The 18080-nt window shown below is 74.0% G+C and carries 17 protein-coding genes; 5 read left to right on the plus strand and 12 right to left on the minus strand.

All coding sequences use genetic code 11. The features are described from left to right. Positions 1-3: 3 nt before the first annotated feature. The 8 genes from paaE to ACIQ87_RS02080 form a co-directional block, all read right to left on the minus strand. Complete coding sequence (gene paaE / locus ACIQ87_RS02045; protein WP_402400164.1) at positions 4-1293, minus strand: 1,2-phenylacetyl-CoA epoxidase subunit PaaE; 1290 nt, start codon at positions 1291-1293, stop codon at positions 4-6. Next, a complete protein-coding gene (paaD, locus tag ACIQ87_RS02050) occupies positions 1294-1914 on the minus strand; it encodes a 1,2-phenylacetyl-CoA epoxidase subunit PaaD (protein ID WP_402400167.1) in 621 nt (206 codons plus the stop codon). Continuing rightward, positions 1908-2816: a 1,2-phenylacetyl-CoA epoxidase subunit PaaC gene (gene paaC, locus ACIQ87_RS02055; protein ID WP_402400169.1), complete on the minus strand. Its 909-nt coding sequence runs from the start codon at positions 2814-2816 to the stop codon at positions 1908-1910. Before paaC ends, paaD begins: the two co-directional genes overlap by 7 nt. 13 nt (positions 2817-2829) lie before the next feature. Continuing rightward, positions 2830-3147, minus strand: coding sequence for a 1,2-phenylacetyl-CoA epoxidase subunit PaaB (paaB, locus tag ACIQ87_RS02060; RefSeq protein ID WP_387757691.1), 318 nt, complete (start codon positions 3145-3147; stop codon positions 2830-2832). Next, a complete protein-coding gene (paaA, locus tag ACIQ87_RS02065; protein ID WP_402400172.1) occupies positions 3144-4205 on the minus strand; it encodes a 1,2-phenylacetyl-CoA epoxidase subunit PaaA in 1062 nt (353 codons plus the stop codon). The genes paaB and paaA overlap by 4 nt, the downstream gene beginning before the upstream one ends. Positions 4206-4484: 279 nt before the next feature. Further along, positions 4485-6083 carry a M20 family metallopeptidase gene (locus ACIQ87_RS02070; protein ID WP_402400175.1) on the minus strand — a complete coding sequence of 533 codons (1599 nt, stop codon included), beginning with the start codon at positions 6081-6083 and terminating at the stop codon, positions 4485-4487. Positions 6084-6882: 799 nt separating this feature from the next. Then, positions 6883-7542, minus strand: a complete 660-nt coding sequence (locus ACIQ87_RS02075) for a response regulator (RefSeq protein ID WP_402400177.1) — start codon at positions 7540-7542, stop codon at positions 6883-6885. Beyond that, a complete protein-coding gene (locus tag ACIQ87_RS02080; protein WP_402400180.1) occupies positions 7539-8927 on the minus strand; it encodes a histidine kinase in 1389 nt (462 codons plus the stop codon). Before ACIQ87_RS02080 ends, ACIQ87_RS02075 begins: the two co-directional genes overlap by 4 nt. Before the next feature lie 197 nt (positions 8928-9124). Between ACIQ87_RS02080 and ACIQ87_RS02085 the strand changes: the two genes are divergently transcribed. The 4 genes from ACIQ87_RS02085 to ACIQ87_RS02100 all read left to right on the plus strand — a co-directional run bounded on the left by ACIQ87_RS02085 (position 9125) and on the right by ACIQ87_RS02100 (position 12843). Then, positions 9125-9997 carry a class I SAM-dependent methyltransferase gene (locus tag ACIQ87_RS02085; RefSeq protein ID WP_402400183.1) on the plus strand — a complete coding sequence of 291 codons (873 nt, stop codon included), beginning with the start codon at positions 9125-9127 and terminating at the stop codon, positions 9995-9997. A 214-nt stretch (positions 9998-10211) separates the two neighbouring features. Beyond that, positions 10212-11147, plus strand: coding sequence for an aldo/keto reductase (locus ACIQ87_RS02090; protein ID WP_402400900.1), 936 nt, complete (start codon positions 10212-10214; stop codon positions 11145-11147). A 77-nt stretch (positions 11148-11224) separates the two neighbouring features. Continuing rightward, positions 11225-11812 (plus strand): TetR family transcriptional regulator, encoded by a 588-nt coding sequence (locus ACIQ87_RS02095; protein WP_402400185.1) that lies wholly within the window; start codon positions 11225-11227, stop codon positions 11810-11812. A gap of 107 nt (positions 11813-11919) precedes the next feature. Beyond that, a complete protein-coding gene (locus ACIQ87_RS02100) occupies positions 11920-12843 on the plus strand; it encodes an ADP-ribosylglycohydrolase family protein (protein ID WP_402400188.1) in 924 nt (307 codons plus the stop codon). Between the two features lie 79 nt (positions 12844-12922). On the opposite strand, the gene ACIQ87_RS02105 is transcribed toward ACIQ87_RS02100, so the two are convergent. Together ACIQ87_RS02105 and ACIQ87_RS02110 are read right to left on the minus strand one after the other, a co-directional pair. Next, positions 12923-13186, minus strand: coding sequence for a GlsB/YeaQ/YmgE family stress response membrane protein (locus tag ACIQ87_RS02105; protein ID WP_392871954.1), 264 nt, complete (start codon positions 13184-13186; stop codon positions 12923-12925). Positions 13187-13337: 151 nt separating this feature from the next. After that, positions 13338-13604 carry a GlsB/YeaQ/YmgE family stress response membrane protein gene (locus tag ACIQ87_RS02110; RefSeq protein ID WP_402400190.1) on the minus strand — a complete coding sequence of 89 codons (267 nt, stop codon included), beginning with the start codon at positions 13602-13604 and terminating at the stop codon, positions 13338-13340. A gap of 247 nt (positions 13605-13851) precedes the next feature. On the opposite strand from ACIQ87_RS02110, the gene ACIQ87_RS02115 reads away from it, so the two are divergent. Then, positions 13852-15099 (plus strand): glycosyltransferase, encoded by a 1248-nt coding sequence (locus ACIQ87_RS02115; protein ID WP_402400193.1) that lies wholly within the window; start codon positions 13852-13854, stop codon positions 15097-15099. Positions 15100-15206: 107 nt separating this feature from the next. Here the strand turns inward: ACIQ87_RS02115 and ACIQ87_RS02120 are convergent, their stop codons facing one another. After that, the gene (locus ACIQ87_RS02120) at positions 15207-16784 is read right to left on the minus strand and encodes an NCS1 family nucleobase:cation symporter-1 (protein ID WP_402400195.1); all 1578 of its coding nucleotides are present in this window, start codon (positions 16782-16784) and stop codon (positions 15207-15209) included. Positions 16785-16998: 214 nt separating this feature from the next. Continuing rightward, positions 16999-18012: a TIGR03842 family LLM class F420-dependent oxidoreductase gene (locus tag ACIQ87_RS02125; RefSeq protein ID WP_402400197.1), complete on the minus strand. Its 1014-nt coding sequence runs from the start codon at positions 18010-18012 to the stop codon at positions 16999-17001. Positions 18013-18080: the final 68 nt, after the last annotated feature.

The following is an 18080-nucleotide window of genomic DNA, read 5'->3' on the forward strand; positions in this document are numbered from 1 at the left end:
GGCTCAGCGGTCGTAGTCGACGGTCACCCGGTCGGTGAGCGGGCGGGCCTGGCAGGTGAGGACGTAGCCGGCGGCCAGTTCCTTCTCCTCCAGCGCGAAGTTGCGGCGCATCTCCACCTCGCCCTCGGTGACCAGGGCGCGGCAGGTGCCGCAGACCCCGCCCTTGCAGGCGAACGGCAGGTCGGGGCGGGAGCGCTGGGCGCCGTCCAGGATCGAGCGGTCGCGCGGGAGGCAGAGCGTGCTGCCGCGGCCGTCGAGGACGACGGTGACCTCGCTCTGCGGGCCCGCGGCGCCGCCGGACGAGGCGCCACCGGACGAGGCGTCCGTCCGCTCCCAGTCCTCGTCGCGTTCGGGGAGCGGCTCGTCCTCGGCGTGGAACAGCTCCTGGTGCACCCGCTCGCCCGGCACGTCCAGCTCAGCGAGCAGCTCCTTGGCCCCCGCAACCATGCCGAACGGGCCGCACAGCCACCAGTGCCCGACGCTGCCGACGTCCACCAGCGCCGCCAGCAGCGCGCGAACCCGCTCCGGGTCCAGCCGGCCGCTGAGCAGCTCGGCGTCCCTGGTCTCCCGGGAGAGTACGTGGACCAGCTGGAAGCGGCCGAGGTAGCGGTCCTTCAGGTCGGCCAGCTCATCCGCGAACATCACGGTGTCGCTGCGCCGGTTGCCGTAGAGCAGGGTGACGGTGGAGTCGCGGTCGGCGGCCAGCACGGAGGCGGCGATCGACAGCATCGGGGTGATGCCGGAGCCGGCCGCGAGCAGCACGTGGTCGGCCGGGACGCCGAGTTCGGGGGTGAAGAGGCCGGACGGCGTCAGCACCTCGACCTCCTCGCCCGGCTTCGCCTCGCGCACCAGCCAGCGCGAGAACAGCCCGCCGGGCACCTCCCGGACGGCGATCCGCAGCGGCCCGCCGACCGGGGCGCAGATCGAGTACGAGCGGCGCTCGTCGGTGCCGTCCACCAGCTTGCGCAGGGTCAGGGTCTGCCCGGGGCGGAAGGCGTACTCCTGTGCCAGTCCGTCCGGCACCGCGAAGGTCACCGCGACGGCGTCCTCGCAGAGCCGCTCGACCCGGTCGATCGGCAGCCGGTGGAAGGTCGGGCGCCGGGCGGGGCGGACACCGGTCGCCCCGGTGTCCGAGCCGGGGGTGGAGGCGGAAGCCGCAGTGGCGGAGGCCGGTCTGACGGACGCGGAGGCCTGACCGGCGGAGGCGGAGGCCGGACCGGCGGACGCGGAGACCGGACCGGCGGACGCGGAGACCGGACCGGCGGACGCGGCAGCGGGGGAAGCGGCGGGCATTCAGATCTCCTTGACGCGTTCGAACGGCTCGCGGCAGGCCCGGCAGCGCCAGAGCGCCTTGCAGGCGGTGGAACCGAAGCGGGACAGCTCCTCCGTGGCGGTGCCACCGCAGTGCGGGCACGGCACGGGGGGCGGGGTCGCGGTTCCGGTGCGGGTCGGGCCGAGGGTGAGCGCCACCGGACCGGCCGTGGCGACGGCGGCGGTGGGGCGCGGCGGGGCGATGCCCGCCTCGGCGAGCTTGCGGCGGCCCTCGGCGGTGATCAGGTCGGTGGACCACGGCGGGTCCAGCCGCAGCCGCACCCGGACGTCCGGGTACCCGGCCGCGCGCAGCCTGCGGTCCACGTCGGCGGCCATCTCGGCGACGGCGGGGCAGCCCGAGTAGGTCGGGGTCAGCCAGGCGGTCACCGTGCCGTCGGCGCTGCCGCTGCCGCCGTCCACCTCGACCTCGGCCAGGACGCCCAGGTCGGCCAGGGTCAGCATGGGCAGCTCCGGGTCCGGGACGGCCGCGGCAACCGCCCAGGCCAGGTCCCGGGCCGTCCTGCCCGCCGGGTTCGCGGCGCCCCTCGGGTCCGCGGCGCCCCTCGGGTCCGCCGTGCCCGTCGCGATGCCGCCCGTCACCATGTCGCCCCCGGGTGGGCCCGGGCCACCACCTGGAACTCGGCGAGCAGCGGGCCGAACGCCTCGGTGTGCACGCCGTCCCGGCCGGCCCGGCCCAGGACGGTGGCCAGCGGCGGCACGTCCGGCACGGTCAGCCCGGCCTCGGCGAGGACGGCGGCGAGCGAGCGCAGCACCGGTTCACGCAGCGTCGCGGGGTCGACGCCCGCGCGCTGCTCCACCGGGTGTGCCGTGAACAGCTCCTCCAGCAGTGGCCAGACCGCGTCCAGACCGGCCTGCATCCGCTCGGCGGAGTACGGCGTGCCATCGCCCAGGCGCAGTGTCCAGGCGGTGGCGTACTCCCGGTGGTAGGCCAGCTCCTTGACGCCCCTGGTCGCGACCGCGGCCAGTACCGGGTCGGGGTGCGCGCTCAGCGCCTCGTACAGGGCGCCGCGCGCGGTGGCGAACAGCAGCAGCCGGGCGATCGAGTACGCGAAGTCGCCGTTCGGCGTCTCCACCAGGCGGACGTTGCGGAACTCGTGCTCCTCGCGCCAGTACGCCAGGTCGTCCTCGGTGCGGCCGGTGCCGTCCGCCTGGCCGGCCCGGGTGAGCAGCAGGCGGGCCTGGCCGAGCAGGTCGAGGCCCAGGTTCGCGAGCGCGACCTCCTCCTCCAGCTCGGGCGCACGGGTGCACCACTCGATCAGCCGCTGGGCGAGGACCAGGGCGTCGTCGCCCAGCATCTGGCAGTAGGCGGCGAGGTCGGCGCCGTCCAGGCCTGCGGGCAGCGCCGTGTCCACGCCGAGCAGCGGGTCGGCGAAACCCGTCCCGTACGCCCAGCGGCCCTCGCCCTCGGGGCCGGGGGCGGCGTCGGCGAGGCTGAGGTAGACGTGGTCGTCCTGGTCGGCGCCGGTGGTGGTGTCGTTGTGCACGGTGGCTCCCCCGTCAGATGTGCGGGACATCCTCGGGGATGTCGTAGAAGGTCGGGTGGCGGTAGACCTTGTCGCCGCTGGGCTCGAAGAACGGGTCGCGCTCGTCCGGGGTGGAGGCGGTGATCGCGTCCGAGCGGACCACCCAGAGGCTCACGCCCTCGTTGCGGCGGGTGTACAGGTCACGGGCGGCGAGCAGGGCCATCCGGTCGTCGGAGGCGTGCAGCGAGCCGACGTGGACGTGGTTCAGCCCGCGCCGGGGGCGCACGAACACCTCGTACAGCGGCCAGCCGGCCTTGGACCCGGCCGGGGAGCCAACCTGGGGGTCGGTCACTTTCCGTTCTCCTGTTCGGTGGCTTCGGTGGCCTCGGGGACTGCGAGAGCTTCGGGAACTGCGGTGGTCTGGGGGGCTGCGGGGACTGCGGCGGCTTCGGTGGCTTCGGCGGCGCGCTTGGCCGCGTAGGCGACGGCCGCCTCGCGCACCCAGGCACCGTCCTCGTGGGCGGCGCGGCGGCGCTCGATCCGCTGGGCGTTGCAGGGGCCCTGGCCGTGGATGACCCTGGTCAGCTCGGACCAGTCCGGCTCGCCGAAGTCCCAGCCGCCGCGCTCCTCGTTCCAGCGCAGCTCGGGGTCCGGGAGGGTGACGCCCAGGTGCTCGGCCTGCGGGACGGTCATGTCGACGAAGCGCCGGCGCAGCTCGTCGTTGCTGTGCCGCTTGATCCGCCAGGCCATCGAACGGGCGCTGTTCGGCGAGTCGGCGTCCGAGGGGCCGAACATCATCAGCGACGGCCACCACCAGCGGTCCACCGCGTCCTGGACCATCCGGCGCTGGGCCTCGGTGCCGCGCATCAGCGTCATCAGCAGCTCGTAGCCCTGGCGCTGGTGGAAGGACTCCTCCTTGCAGATCCGCACCATCGCACGGGCGTACGGGCCGTAGCTGCAGCGGCAGAGCGGGACCTGGTTGCAGATCGCGGCGCCGTCCACCAGCCAGCCGATCACGCCGACGTCCGCGAAGGTGAGGGTCGGGTAGTTGAAGATCGAGGAGTACTTCTGGCGGCCGGAGATCAGCTTCTCGGTGAGCTCGGCGCGGTCGACGCCGAGGGTCTCGGCGGCGGCGTAGAGGTAGAGGCCGTGGCCGGCCTCGTCCTGGGCCTTGGCGAGCAGGATCGCCTTGCGGCGCAGGGACGGGGCCCGGGTCAGCCAGTTGCCCTCGGGCTGCATGCCGATGATCTCGGAGTGGGCGTGCTGGGCGATCTGGCGGATCAGGGTGGCCCGGTAGGCGTCGGGCATCCAGTCCCTGGGCTCGATCCGCTGCTCGGCGGCGACGACCGCCTCGAACCGGTCCTCCGGCGTCTGCGCGGGGACCGCCTCGGCCACCTCTGCTGTCACCACGGTCCCCTCTCGTGTCCTGCCCGGTCGGTCGGGCGTCTGGGCGCCGACCAACCGACTGACCGTTCGGTCGGTACCATTCTGCGCGGCGGGACGGGGGGATGGCAAGGTGCGGAACGGATAACAGCTGACAGATTTCAGAATCTGTCAGCTGTTATCCGTCGGCGATTCGCTGTTCGCTGTCAGCTGTTCGCTGTGAGTTGTTCGCTGTTCCCTGTCCGCTGTCGCCTGTCCGCCCGTCGTCGGCCGTCAGCGGTCGGCCGTCAGCGGCTCACCGGCGGCTCATCCCTCCGCGCGGTCGCGCAGTCGCGGCAGTGGTACGGCGAGTAGCGCTGCCAGCAGGGCGACCCGGGGGGCGATCTGGTCGAGCCGGATGTGCTCGTGCCGGGCGTGCGCTCCGGCGCCCACCGCACCGAAACCGTCGAGGGTCGGCAGCCCGCGCGAGCCGGGCAGATTGGCGTCCCCCGCCCCACCCGCCGGGGCGCCGTCCAGCTGCTGCCCGAGCATGGCGGCAAGCGAACGAACGTGCCGCAACAGCGGGTTGCCCGTCCGTTCGGGCCACGCCGGACGGCTGGACAGCACCTCCGTACGGACCCGGGCGCCCGGGCGCAGCGCGGTGAGCCGGGCGAGGTCGTCGAGCGTGCGGCGCTGCGCCTCTGCCGTGGAGAAGCGCAGTCCCAGCTCGGCCTCGGCCCGGCCGGCGACCACATTGGCGCGCGTACCACCGCTGATCCGCCCGGTGTTGAGCTCGGTACCGGGTTGGCCGGCGAGATCGCGCACCAGCACGAGCTGGTCCACCAGTTCGTCGACCGCGGACACCCCGTCGTGGGCGTCGTTGCCGGCGTGCGCCTCACGGCCGGTCACGGTGAGCCGCACCCGGGTGCTGCCGCGCCGCGCGGTCTTCAACCGGCCGTCGGGGTGCGACGGTTCGAGCCCCAGGACCGCGGCGGCGCCGCGCAGCTGGCGCTCGACCAGGCGCCGCCCGTCCGGACTGCCCACCTCCTCGTCGGAGACCACGACCAGGCGGACGGTGCGGTGCGGGCGCTCGCCCAGGTCCGCGAGCAGTGCCAACGCGCCCTCCAGGATGGCGAGTCCACCCTTCATGTCGACCACTCCGGGGCCGGTGAGCCGACCGTCCTGCTCGGTCACCGGCCAGTCCGCGAGGGTGCCGACCGGCCAGACGGTGTCGTGGTGCCCGACGATCAGCAGGTGCGGCAGGGACTCGTCCCGGCCCTCCCACTCCAGCACCAGGTGGTCGCCCGCCGGCCCGGGTTCACGGCGGGCGGTGGCACCGGTGGCACGGAACCCGGCCGCCAACTCCTCGGCCAAGGCGTCGAGTCTCGGGGCGTCACCGCTGGGGGACTCGATCCGCGCCAGGTCGGCGCAGCGGCGCCGGACGGCGCCGGCGAGGCTACGGGCACGGGTGCTGAGTGCCTGCGACACACCGGGCAACGCCGTGGTGGCGGTCGCGGTCCCCGGGGTGGCGGGGGCGGCCGGTCCTGCCGTGGGCTTCGCGACAGCGGTCTTCGCCACCGTGGTCTTCGCGACGCCGGCTTTGCCGAGAGCGGATTTCGTGAGGGCGGGATTCGTGAGGGCCGACTTGGCGGCCGTGGTCTTGGCGACTGCCGCCTTGGCGACGGCCGTCTTCGCGGTAGCGGACGCGGCGGCGGTGGCCTGCCCCGAGGCGGCCGGCACCGTGGTGACCGGATCCGGAGCGACAGTTGCCGTGCAGGCGGCAGCAGTAGGACCGGTGGCGGTGGTAGCGGTGGTAGCGGCGGCGCGGGCCTCGCCGTCGGTGGCGGCCGGGACGGTGACCGGTGTCGGGGCGGGTTCCGCGGCGGCGCCCGGCACGGCGTGCGACCCGACGGTCTGGGAACTCAACGCTCGCCTCCGCGGCCGCCGCCGGTATACAGCGGCCGTACCGGCCGACCACTCCCACCCGGGCACCAGGCCCGGCCGAACCACACCGGCCGAACGGCATGATGGGCGGCCCGCCGGAGCGGCCCGACTGGCCCAAGTACGGTGGTACGGCAGGGCGGCGTGCTTGGCATGATGCGTCTCCTCGCTCGATCCGGTGGCCCCGGTCCGCCCGGAGCCCCCGTGGACGGCGGCCTCCTGACAGCGGGCGCAGTGGCCGGACCGCCGCAGGGAAGCCGAGATGTGAGCCTAGAAGAACCGTTCGGTTTCCTGCGAGGTGGCCCCGCTCCCAGCGTGCCGGTACCGGGCCCCGCTTCGGAGGCCGCCCGTCCGCGATCGGCGCGGGCGCTCGGCGCGCGGGCCTGGATCGGCGCGCGGGCGCGGTCGCCGGATCGCGCCCATCTCCACCATGGACCCGCCGCCCGAGTTCGGCAGCGCAAACGGCCAAGGCACGGCATTTCCACGCCGGATGGGTGACAGCGGCTCAGCACGCGGTACGAACCGGGGGCACGCGACGGCTCAGGGAAGCCCGCTTCGAGTCCCGCCCTGACTCCGGAGGAACGTCCGGGGAACGCCCGCGTGAACACCGCACGATACCGTGCCCCGATGTGCCCCACCTAGCCTCGACGTGCCTCGGCTGCTACCCCCGGGCACGACAGGGCGGCAGCCGGGCACGGCGGGACGGCGGCCGGGCAGGGGCGGGACAGCTGGACCGCTGGACGGCGGGACGGCTGGACGGCGCGACCTTGGAACGGCGGCTTGCTCAGCCCCCGTCGCCCACCAGCCCGGCGTCGCGCGCGAGCAGAGCCGCCTGGACCCGGTTGCCGACGCCGAGCCCGGTCAGGATCCGGCTGACATGCGCCTTGACGGTGCTCTCACGCATCCCGAGCACGCCGGCGATCTCCGCATTGGAGAGCCCGTCGGCGAGTTCGCGCAGTACCTCCGTCTCCCGCGGGGTGAGCCCGGCGACCCGGCTGCGGGCCGTCACCGACCGCGGCGCCCCCACCCGGTGGTAGCGGTCGATCAGCCGTCGCGCGGCCGCCGGGTGCAGCATCCCCTGACCGCCGGCGACGACGTGCACGGCCCGGGCGATCTCCGCGGGTGGGGTGTCCTTCAGCAGGAAACCGTCCGCCCCGGCCGCGAGCGCCTGGTACACGTACTCGTCCAGGTCGAAGGTGGTGAGGGCGATGACCCGCGGGCCGTCCGGGAGTTCGCGCAGCCGCCGGGTGGCGGCGATCCCGTCGAGCCGGGGCATCCGGATGTCCATCAGCGCGACGTCGATCCGCCGGCTGCGGGCGAGTTCGACGGCCTGCAGCCCGTCGGCGGCCTCGGCGACCACGGTGAGTGCCGGATCCTGGGCCAGCAGGTCGACCAGGCCGAGGCGGACCAGCGCGTCGTCGTCCACCACCATCGTTCGGATCATGCGATGTCCTTCGGCTGAGGCTTCGCGTCCTGCTCTGACCGTTCTGACCGCTCTGACCGCTCTGGCCGCCGTGATTCCTCGGACCGCTCCGCGCGCGGTGACCCGCGCTCCGGGTGGGGCCGCGCGGCCCCCGGTGGTGTAGCCGGACCGGCGCCACGGGTGGGACCCGGATCGGGCACCGCCCGTGGCGGGCGGTCCGGCGCGGGTAACCGGGCGGAGAGCCGGAAGCCGCCGCCTCCGTCCGGGCCGGCGTCGAGGTGGCCGCCGAGTGCGCCGACCCGTTCGGCCAGCCCCACCAGTCCGTACCCGCCACCGGTGCGGGGCTCGTCCGGCGGCGCCTCACCCGGGCCGTTGCGGATCTCGACCGTCGTCGCCGGAGCCCCGTAGCCGACCCGGACGGTGACAGGTGCGGCGTGGGCGTACTTGCGGGCGTTGGTCAGCGCCTCCTGGACCAGCCTGTGCACGGCCAGCCGGTGGGTGGTCGGGACGGTCTCCGGGTCTCCGGAGAGGGCGAGTACGACCCGCTGGCCGGCCTGGGTGGCCTCGCCGACGAGCTCGGTGAGGTCGCGCAGGGCGGGCGCCGGCACATGCCCGCCCCCGGCGGGCACGGACGGCTCGACTCCCGTGGCGGACGGCGCCGGTGGGTGGTCGGCCCGCAGCGCGCCCAGGACGTCGCGCAGGTCGTCGAGCGAACGGGCCGCCGTGGTACGCAGCAGTTCGAGGCGGTGGGTGAGCCGGTCGGGGTCGGCGGCGACGGTGCCGGCTCTGGCCTGGTCGCGCAGCACCCCGGCGTGCAGCACCAGGAGGCTGAGCCGGTGGGCCAGCACGTCGTGCATCTCCCGCGCGATCCGGGCCCGTTCGGCGGCCCGGGCCTGTTCGGCGCGCAGCTCGCGCTCACGGCGCAGCGCGTCGACCTGTTCGTGCAGGGTGCGGATCAGCACGCGTCTGCCGTGCAGCCACAGGCCGACTGCCAGGACGGCGGCCTGGACCAGGAGTTGGGACCCGGTGGCACCGACCCAGCCGAGCAGCGAATCCGCGCGCGTCGCGCCGGCCACGGCGATGACCGCGCCACCCGCCGTCGCGGGGCCCGTCCGGCCGAGGTAGGCGAGGTGGAAGACGCTGAACAGCCCGGGGAAGGCCCGGTTGAACAGCCCGCTGACGAGCACCGGCAGCACGGCCGAGGCCACCGGGTGGCGGCGGGCGAGGACGAGCGAGAGCGAGGCGAGCGCGGCCACGGCCGTGCGCGGCAGGCGCAGCGGATCGTCGGAGTGCGTCCACTGGACCAGGGCCTCCTCGATGGCCAGGCCGAGCACGCCGAGCAGCAGCAACGTGTCGATCCCGGCCCGGTGGTCCGGCTCGTACCAGCCGAGCACACTCCTGCGCATGCCCTTCCTCCTTTCCTCGCTCCGCGTTCCGAATGCCTTCCGTGGGGCCGGCGTTCGGCACTTCGGGCTCGATGCTAGGGGCGCTGCGCCGCGCAGCGCCTCTGTCTTCCGGCTACCCGCACCCTCGACTTTCGTCGGGGGTCGGCGCCGCTGACCGGCCGATTCGCGGCGGCTCCGCCCTGCCTAGCGTCGACGGCATGACCGAAGACCGGCTCCGCCACCGCCCCGACTCCCCTGCCCTCCGCCACAGTTCGCCCGTCGGCGGGGACCACCTGCTGTTCCTCGCCGAGGCCCTGCACACCTTCCACGACACCGGCGCGCTGGCCCCGAGCGGCCCCGAGCTGGTGAACGCGCTGGTGGTACCGGTCACCAGCCGCCCGAACCGTCCGATCTCGGTGCTGGAGGTGGGGGCCGGTACGGGCGTGGTCACCCGCCGACTGGCCCGAGTGCTGCGCCCGGGCGACCGGTTGCACGTCGTCGAGGCCAACCCGCGGTTCGCCGACCGGTTGCGGGAGGATCCGGTCCTGGCCGCACGGCACCCCGGGGTCGGGCTGCGGCTGTCGGCCTGCCGGGTCGAGGAGCTGCCGGAGTGCCGGCCGTCGGCGCCGGACGGGGCGCGGCCGGAGGAGGGTTCGCAGCGGTACGACGTGATCGTGTCCGGGCTGCCGTTCACCAACTTCGAGCCCGCTCGGGTGCGGGACATCCTCGACCTCTACCTTCGGCTGCTGGTGCCCGGAGGCGAGCTGACGTACTTCGGGTACCTCGGCACGACGATGGCGCGCACCCTGACCTCGGGCCCCCGCCAGGGCGCCCGCCACCGGGCGGTGGTGCGGCTGCTGCGCCGGTTCGAGGCGGAGCACGGCCTGGGCCGGCGCACGGTGTGGCGCAACGTGCCGCCGGCCCGCGCCCACCTGCTGCGGTCGCCGGGCGGGCGCGAGGCCTGGGCGCCGACGACGGGCGCGGCGGACCGGGGCAGGGTGGGGCCGGGCGCAGCGGACCGGGGCAGGGTGGGGCCGAAGAACCCGGCGGGCGGCGAGGAGGTTGAGCGTCGCCCGGCCCCGAACAAATGACAATCGACAGATTTCAACTTTCAGATAACAGACGACAGCGAACAGATTTTGAAATCTGTTCGCTGTCGTGCCATAGTGGCACCCAGGTCACCCTGCCCCCGCCTCCCCGGCACCGCAGCCGCCCCCTGGAGCCCCCGTGTCCTCTCACACCCGCCCCGCCCAGCGCCCCCTCGGCACCACCGGGCCGGTCACCTCGGCCCTCGGCCTCGGGTGCATGGGCATGTCCGACCTGTACGGCCCGGCCGACGAGGCCGAGAGCATCGCCACCATCCACGCCGCCCTCGACGCCGGGATCACCCTCCTCGACACCGGCGACTTCTACGGCATGGGCCACAACGAGCTGCTGATCCACGAGGCACTGCGCGGCCGCGACCGCGAGAGCGTCCAGATCAGCGTGAAGTTCGGCGCCCAGCGCACGCCCGACGGCCAGTGGCTCGGGTACGACGCCAGCCCCGCCGCCACCAAGACCGCGCTCGCCTACACCCTGCGCCGCCTGCGCACCGACCACGTCGACGTCTACCGCCCGGCCCGGCTGGACCCGAACGTCCCGATCGAGGAGACCGTCGGCGCCATCGCCGACCTGGTGCAGGCCGGCCACGTCCGCCACATCGGACTCTCCGAGGTCGGCGCCGACACCCTGCGCCGGGCCGCCGCCGTCCACCCGATCAGCGACCTCCAGATCGAGTACTCACTGCTGTCCCGCTCGATCGAGGCCGCCGTCCTCCCCACCGCCCGCGAGCTCGGCATCGGCGTCACCGCGTACGGCGTGCTCTCCCGCGGCCTGCTCGGCGGCCACTGGAACCGGGAACGCGCCCTCAGCGGCACCGACTTCCGCAGCCACAGCCCGCGCTTCCAGGGCGAGAACCTGGCCCACAACCTGGCGCTGGTCGAGGCCCTGCGCGAGATCGCCGCCGCCCGGGGTGCGAGCGTCGCCCAGGTCGCCATCGCCTGGGTGGCCTCGCGCGGGCAGGACGTCGTCCCGCTGGTCGGCGCCCGCCGCCGGGACCGCCTGACCGAGGCCCTCGGCGCACTCGACGTCATGCTGACCGAGGCCGACCTCGCCGCCATCGAGGCCGCCGTACCCGCCGGCTCCGCCGCCGGCGACCGGTACGGCGCCGCGCAGATGGCCCACCTGGACAGCGAACGCTGACCGCACCCCCCAGCCCCACATCCCGACCGCCGCGACCGCCGCGCCCCGACCACTCGACCCCAAGGACGGACCTCCCCGTGACCACGGACACCACACTCACCGCCGAGCAGATCCTGATCGCAGCGGAGGACGTCCTGCGGCGCTTCGGCCCGGCCAAGGCCACCGTCGTGGACGTCGCCCGCAGCCTCGGCGTCAGCCACAGCAGCGTCTACCGCCACTTCCCCAGCAAGGCCGCGCTGCGCGAGGCCGTCACCCAGCGCTGGCTGGACCAGGCGCACTTCGACCTGGCGGCCATCTCCAACGAGGGCGGCCCCGCCGCCACACGGCTGCACCGCTGGCTGCAGACGCTGTTCGCGGCCAAGCGGAAGAAGGCGCTGGACGACCCGGAGCTGTTCGCCACCTACATGGTGCTGGTCGAGGAGAACAGCGGCCTGGTGGAAGCCCACATCGACACCCTGGTCGACCAGATCGCGCAGATCGTCCAGGAGGGCACGGAGGGCAAGGAGTTCAAGCTCGCTCACATCCGGAACACCGCCCGCGCCGTCTTCGACGCCACCGGCCCGTTCCACGACCCGGCTTATGCGGCCACCTGGTCCACCCCGGGGATCGACGACCGGTTCGAGGCCGTCTGGCGGCTCGTTCTCGGCGGCCTGAAGGCGAAGTGACGGCACGTCAGTGATCGGGGTGCCGGCGAGCGGAGGGAAAACCGCTGGCCGGCGCCCCGCCCGTCGGCCAGACTGCCGCACACAGTTGATCTCACCTGGAGGATGACATGCGTGCGGCCCGCCCGGTCCTGGACAGTCTGGAGGGGCTCGCCCTCGGCGACGCCTTCGGCGACCGGTGGTTCTCGGTGCCACTGGACGAGGCGCCCGCCGCGCTGGCCACCCGGCTGGTCAGGCCGGCGCCCTGGCACTGGACCGACGACACCGCCATGGCGCTCGTGCTGGTCCGCCACCTGCTCGACGGGGGCGAGGTCCGACCGGACGCGCTCGCCCGGGAGTTCGCCGCGGAGTACGCCCGCGAGTACGGGCGCAAGTACGGCCCGTCGATGCACCGGGTGCTGCGCGGGATCGGCGCGGGCGGGGACTGGCGCACCGTCACCGCGGGCCAGTTCGAGGGGCAGGGCTCGTACGGCAACGGCGCCGCGATGCGGGTCGCACCACTGGGGGCCTGGTTCGCCGAGGACCTCGACGTGGTGGCCCGGCAGGCCGAACGGCAGGCGCTCACCACCCACTTCCACCCGGAGGCGGTCGCCGGTGCGGTGGCGGTCGCACTCGCCGCGGCGCTGGCGGTCCGCAGCCGGGGCGAAGACCCGCCCACCCGGGCCGAGTTGCTGGCCGAGATCGCCGGACGGCTGCCGGACACAGACGTCCGCTCAGGGCTGCGGATCGCCGCCCGACTGCCCGATCACACCAGTGTCCGGCACGCCGCCAACGTGCTCGGCTCGGGGACGCTGATCTCCACCCCGGACACCGTGCCGTTCGCCCTCTGGTCCGCGGCCGGGCACCTGCACTCGCTGCCCGAGACCGTCTGGCACACCCTGGAGGGCTGGGGCGACAAGGACACCACCTGTGCCATCGCCGCCGGTGTGACCGCCGCCAGGACCGGGCTCGCGGGCGTGCCGCCCGAGTGGCTCACCGCGCGTGAGCGACTCCCGGGCTGGGTCGGCGAGGTGTCCGTGGCCACCGACCGGTGAGCGGGTGCGGCGGCCGGTGACCGGAACGCCCGGTGACCACGACACCTGGAAAGCCGGGCCCCGCTTCGGGGCCCGGCGGTCAGCGCCTGGACACGAAGCGGAACACCCGGTAGGCGAGGAGCAGGACCATCGCGCCGCCGATCGCCGACACCCACGTCGTGACGTCGAGGATGCTCAGTCTCACCGTCCCGTGCATCCAGTGCGAGACGATCCAGGTGCCGATGTAGGAGCCGGTGATGCCGATCAGGGTGCTGCCGATCAGGCCTCGCTCACCCCTCGACATCGCCATCCTGGCCACGGTCCCCGACACCAGGCCCAGCACGATCCACGCCATCCAGCTCATCCGCCGCCCCTTGCGTCATCGGTGTGACGACCCCGCCGAGCCCCCTGGGTCCGACCGGAAGGACGTACGAGGGCCCCGTGCCGTTCCAGCGTACGGAAGGACCGGTACGAACCGGCCACCCGCGCAGCGGAGCCGAGGCTGAACTGCTCCGTCAGCGGCGTGAGTTACCGAACAGCAGCCGGTAGACGACCAGCAGCACCAGCGCGCCGCCGATCGCCGACACCCAGGTCGCCGCGTCGAAGAAGTGCGCGGTGACCGAGCGGTGCAGGAAGTGCGACGCGATCCAGCCGCCGACGAAGGATCCGGCGATGCCGATCAGGGTGGTCACGATCAGGCCGCCCGGGTCCTTCCCCGGCAGCAGCAGCTTGGCCAGCCCACCCGCCAGCAGGCCCAGCACGATCCACGCGACGATGCTCATCCGCGTTCTCCTCCCGTCCGAGGCGCGACGGGCCCCGTCCCGTCCGCTCTGCCCGCAAGGACGCCATCCGCCCGTCGCCCGGTTCCGGCACCCGCGGAGCCGCGGTCGAGGCAGCCGACCAGCCGGGCCGCGCCGCACCCGGCCGTACCGTGCAACGCCGCACCCGGCCGTGCCGTGCCGCACTGGAGCCGAACCGCCCGCGCGCGGCACCCTTCCGGCGGGCCGCCCGCGCCGAAATACTGCGGCCATGCGCATCCTGATCGCCACCGCCGGTTCCCGGGGCGACGTGGCGCCCTTCACCGGGCTCGGCGCCCGCCTGCGGGCCGCCGGGCATCAGGTGGCCGTCGCCACGCACGGCACCTTCGCCGAGTCGGTGCGGGCCGCCGGGCTGGAGTTCCGTCCCCTGCCCGTCGACCCGCGCGCCGAACTCGCCTCCGCCGCGGGCCGTCGTCTGCTGCGGGCCGGCAGCGGACCGGGGGCCGTCCTGCGACTCCTGCGGCTCGGCAGGAGGTTCATGCCCGCCCTCGGCGACGGCCTCGCCGACGCCACCGCACTCGGCGCCGACCTGCTGCTGACCACCAGCACCACCAGCGCGCTCGGCCAGGTGGTCGCCGAGGCGGCCGGCATCCCCAGCATCGGACTGCATCTCCAACCCCTGGCCCCCACCCGTGAGTTCGCGCCCGCCGTCACCGGCACCCGATCGCTCGGCCGGTCCGGCAACGTGCTGGCGGGGCACGCCGTCCAGGCCACGACCGACCAGCTGTTCGCCCCGGCCGTCCGCGGGCTGCGCCGGCGACTCGGCCTGCCGCCGCGCGGCGTCGCCCGGGCCCGTCGCGACCACCCGGTCCTGCACGGCTTCTCGCCGCTGGTGGTGCCCCGGCCCGCCGACTGGCACCCCCGGCTGGACGTCGCGGGCTACTGGTGGCCGGCCGACCGACCGCACTGGCAACCCCCGGCCCGGCTCCTCGACTTCCTCGCCGCCGGACCGCCACCGGTCTTCGTCGGCTTCGGCAGCCTGGTGGTCCCGGACGCCGAACGGCTCACCTCGACCGTCCTCGCCGCCGCCCGGTCCGCCCGGGTGCGCCTCCTCCTCCAGTCGGGCTGGAGCGAGCTCACCGCCGAGGACTCGGACTCCGTCCTGACCATCGGCGACACCCCGCACGACTGGCTCTTCCCGCGCACCGCCGCCGTGGTCCACCACGCGGGCGCCGGCACCACGGCCGCCGCCCTCCGCTCCGGGACGCCCACCGTGCCCGTGCCCGCCCAACTCGACGCGCCGTTCTGGTCCGCCCGGCTGGCCCTGCTCGGAGTCTCCCCCGGCCCCGTCCCCCTGCCCGCCCTCACCCCCGCCCGCCTCGCCACCGCCCTGCGCCTCGCCCTCGACGACCCCCGCTACCGCGCCCGCGCCCAAGCCGTAGCCGCCGCCCTGGCCGACGAGGACGGCGCGGCCAAGGTTCTCACCGCCGTCGAACGGGTGACGACAACAGCCGCGTGACGAGTGACAGCCGACAACGGACGGCGAACAGCGGACAGCGGACAGCAGACAGCAGACAGCAGACAGATTTCAAACTCTGTCACCTGTCAGCCGTCACCCGCCTCCCGTCATCCGTCATCCGTCAGCGCCCCCACCCCGCCCCCTCGCGACGCCCCTCTCCCGAACACCCCGGTCAGCCCCAGGTACACCAAGGCCGCCGCCGTCAGCCCGACAGCCCAGCCGTAGTCGGCGAGCGGCTTGAGGACGGGGATCAGACCGCCGGCCGGGAAGGGGCCCTGCTCGGCACCGTCGGTGTCGAGCGCGGAGTACGAGCCGCCGACGGCCAGCACCCCGCCCACCAGCAGCGCCGCGACGGCCCGCCAGTTCCAGCCGGCCGCGTACCAGTAGGCCCCGCCCGGCCGGTACAGCTCGGCGAGCCGGAGGCGGGTACGGCGAAGCGCCCAGTAGTCGGCGATCAGCACTCCGCCCACCGTGCCGAGCAGGCCGCCGACCACGCCCAGCCAGGTGAAGATGTACACGTGGGGGTCGGAGATCAGCCGCCACGGGAAGATCGCGATCCCGACCACCCCCGTGATCAGCGCCCCGGTCCGGAAGGTGACGAGGCGCGGCAGCAGGTTGGCCAGGTCGTAGGCGGGCGAGACGCCGTTGGCGGCGACGTTCACCGACAGCGTCGCGACCAGCACGGTCAGCAGCGCGAACAGGATGCCGACCGGGTTCTCCATCTTGGCGGCCAGCTGGATCGGGTCCCACACCGGCGCCCCGTAGACCGCCTCGGAGCCCGAGGTGACCAGCACGGATAGCAAGGCGAACAGCGTCATCGTGGTCGGCAGGCCGAGAGCCTGCCCGCGGATCTGGGCCCGCTGACTGCCGCCGAAGCGGGTGAAGTCGGGAATGTTCAGCGAGAGGGTGGACCAGAACCCGATCATGCCCATCAGCGCCGGGAAGAAGACCTTCCAGAAACCGCCGCCCCACCCCAGCCTGGACGGCTGGTCCAGCAGCGGCCCGAGCCCGCCCGCCTTGACGGTGATCCACACCAGCAGCGCGAGCGCGCCGACGATGACGAACGGCGCCGCCCAGTTCTCGAACCGCCGCAGCGCCTCCATCCCCCGCGCGATGACGGCCATCTCGATCAGCCAGAACAGCAGGAACGAGAGCCACTGCGTCCACGGGTGGCCGCCGAACTCACCGGCCGTGCGCCAGGATTCGCCGAACAGCTTGCCCGCCAGCAGGAAGATGCCCTCGCCGCCGATCCAGGTCTGGATGCCGAACCAGGCACAGGCCACCGCCGCCCGCAGCAGGGCGGGCAGGTTGGCGCCGCGCAGCCCGAAGGCGGCGCGGGCGAACACCGGGAACGGGATGCCGTACTTCGTGCCGGCGTGGCCGGTGAGCAGCATCGGTATGAGCACGAGGAGGTTGGCGAGCGCGATGGTCAGCACCGCCTGCTTCCAGTCCATGCCGAGCGTGACGAGGCCCGAAGCCAGCGTCCAGGACGGGATGTTGTGGGCCATGCCGACCCAGAGCGCGAGGAAGTTGTACGTGGTCCAGGTGCGCCGCGCCACCGGGACCGGCCGCAGGTCGTCGCTGGCGAAGCCGTTGGGGGGCAGTTCCCCGGCGGCCGGGTCGAGTTCGACCCGGCCGTCGGGGTGGTGCCACTGTCTTCCGCCACTGGTCGCGGTGTCGGGCATGGGCAACTCCCCTCCGCCGCGGGAGAGTCCGCGGCTGAGCTCAGGTGGAGGTCACAGGCGGACTCGCGGGCAGGTTCACAAGCCGGCTCGGGGGCGGCGCCACAGCGGGTCGGCACCACAGCCGGAAGGGCGTCACGCAGAACATCACAGGCACAACATCGCAGGCACAACATCGCAGGCAGAACATCACAGGCGGGCCATCACGAACAGGGCATCACAGGTGCGGGATGACGTCCGTCCCGTACGCGTCGATGGTCGCCTCGATGGCGTCGTGCATGGCGTAGACGGCGAACTGGTCGACGCCGAGCGAGCGGAGCTCCGCCAGCCGGGCCCGCTGCGCCTCCACCGGGCCGATCAGGCAGAAGCGGTCCACGATCTCGTCGGGGACGAAGGCCGTGTCGGGGTTCCCGGCCCTCCCGTGGTGGCTGTAGTCGTAGCCCTGGCGGCCCTTGATGTAGTCGGTGAGCGCCTCCGGCACCAGGTCGGAGTGCTCGCCGTAGTGGCTGACCAGGTCGGCCACGTGGTTGCCGACCATGCCGCCGAACCAGCGGCACTGCTCCCGGGCGTGGGCGAGCGCCTCGGGCGAGTCGTCCGCGGTGACGTAGGCGGGGGCGGCGACGCAGATGGTGATCGAGTCCGGGTCCCGGCCGGCCTCGACGGCGGCGGCCCGTACCGCCTTCACCATGAACTCGGTGAGGTAGGTGTCGGCCAACTGCAGGATGAACCCGTCCGCTTGACGTCCGGTCAGGTTCAGCGCCTTCGGCCCGTACGCCCCCATCCAGATCGGCAGGGAGGCACCGGCGCCGACCCACGGCAGGTGCATCTCGGTGCCGTCCACCTCGGCGGTGCGCCCCTCGGCCAACTCCTTGATGGCGTGCATGGCTTCGGAGAGCCGGGCGAGGGTGGCGGGGCGTCGCCCGGCGACCCGCATGGCGGAGTCGCCGCGGCCGATGCCGCAGACGGTCCGGTTGCCGTACATGTCGTTGAGCGTGGCGAACATGGAGGCGGTCACCTCCCAGGTGCGGGTGGAGGGGTTGGTGACCATCGGGCCCACGACCAACCGCTCGGTCTCCGCGAGGATCCGGCTGTGGATGACGAAGGGCTCCTGCCACAGCACGCAGGAGTCGAAGGTCCAGCCGTGGCTGAACCCGGCCCGCTCGGCGCGGATCATCCGGTCGATGAGCAGCCGGGCGGGCGGGTCGGTCTGAAGGACGAGGCCGATGTCCATGAGGGGCTCCAGGTAAGGGTTTCGACCGCCGCCGCCCGGTCGCCGGTCGGGTCGGAGCGACGAGCGCA

Source organism: Kitasatospora sp. NPDC096204, assembly GCF_044763205.1.
Taxonomy (GTDB): Bacteria; Actinomycetota; Actinomycetes; order Streptomycetales; family Streptomycetaceae; genus Kitasatospora.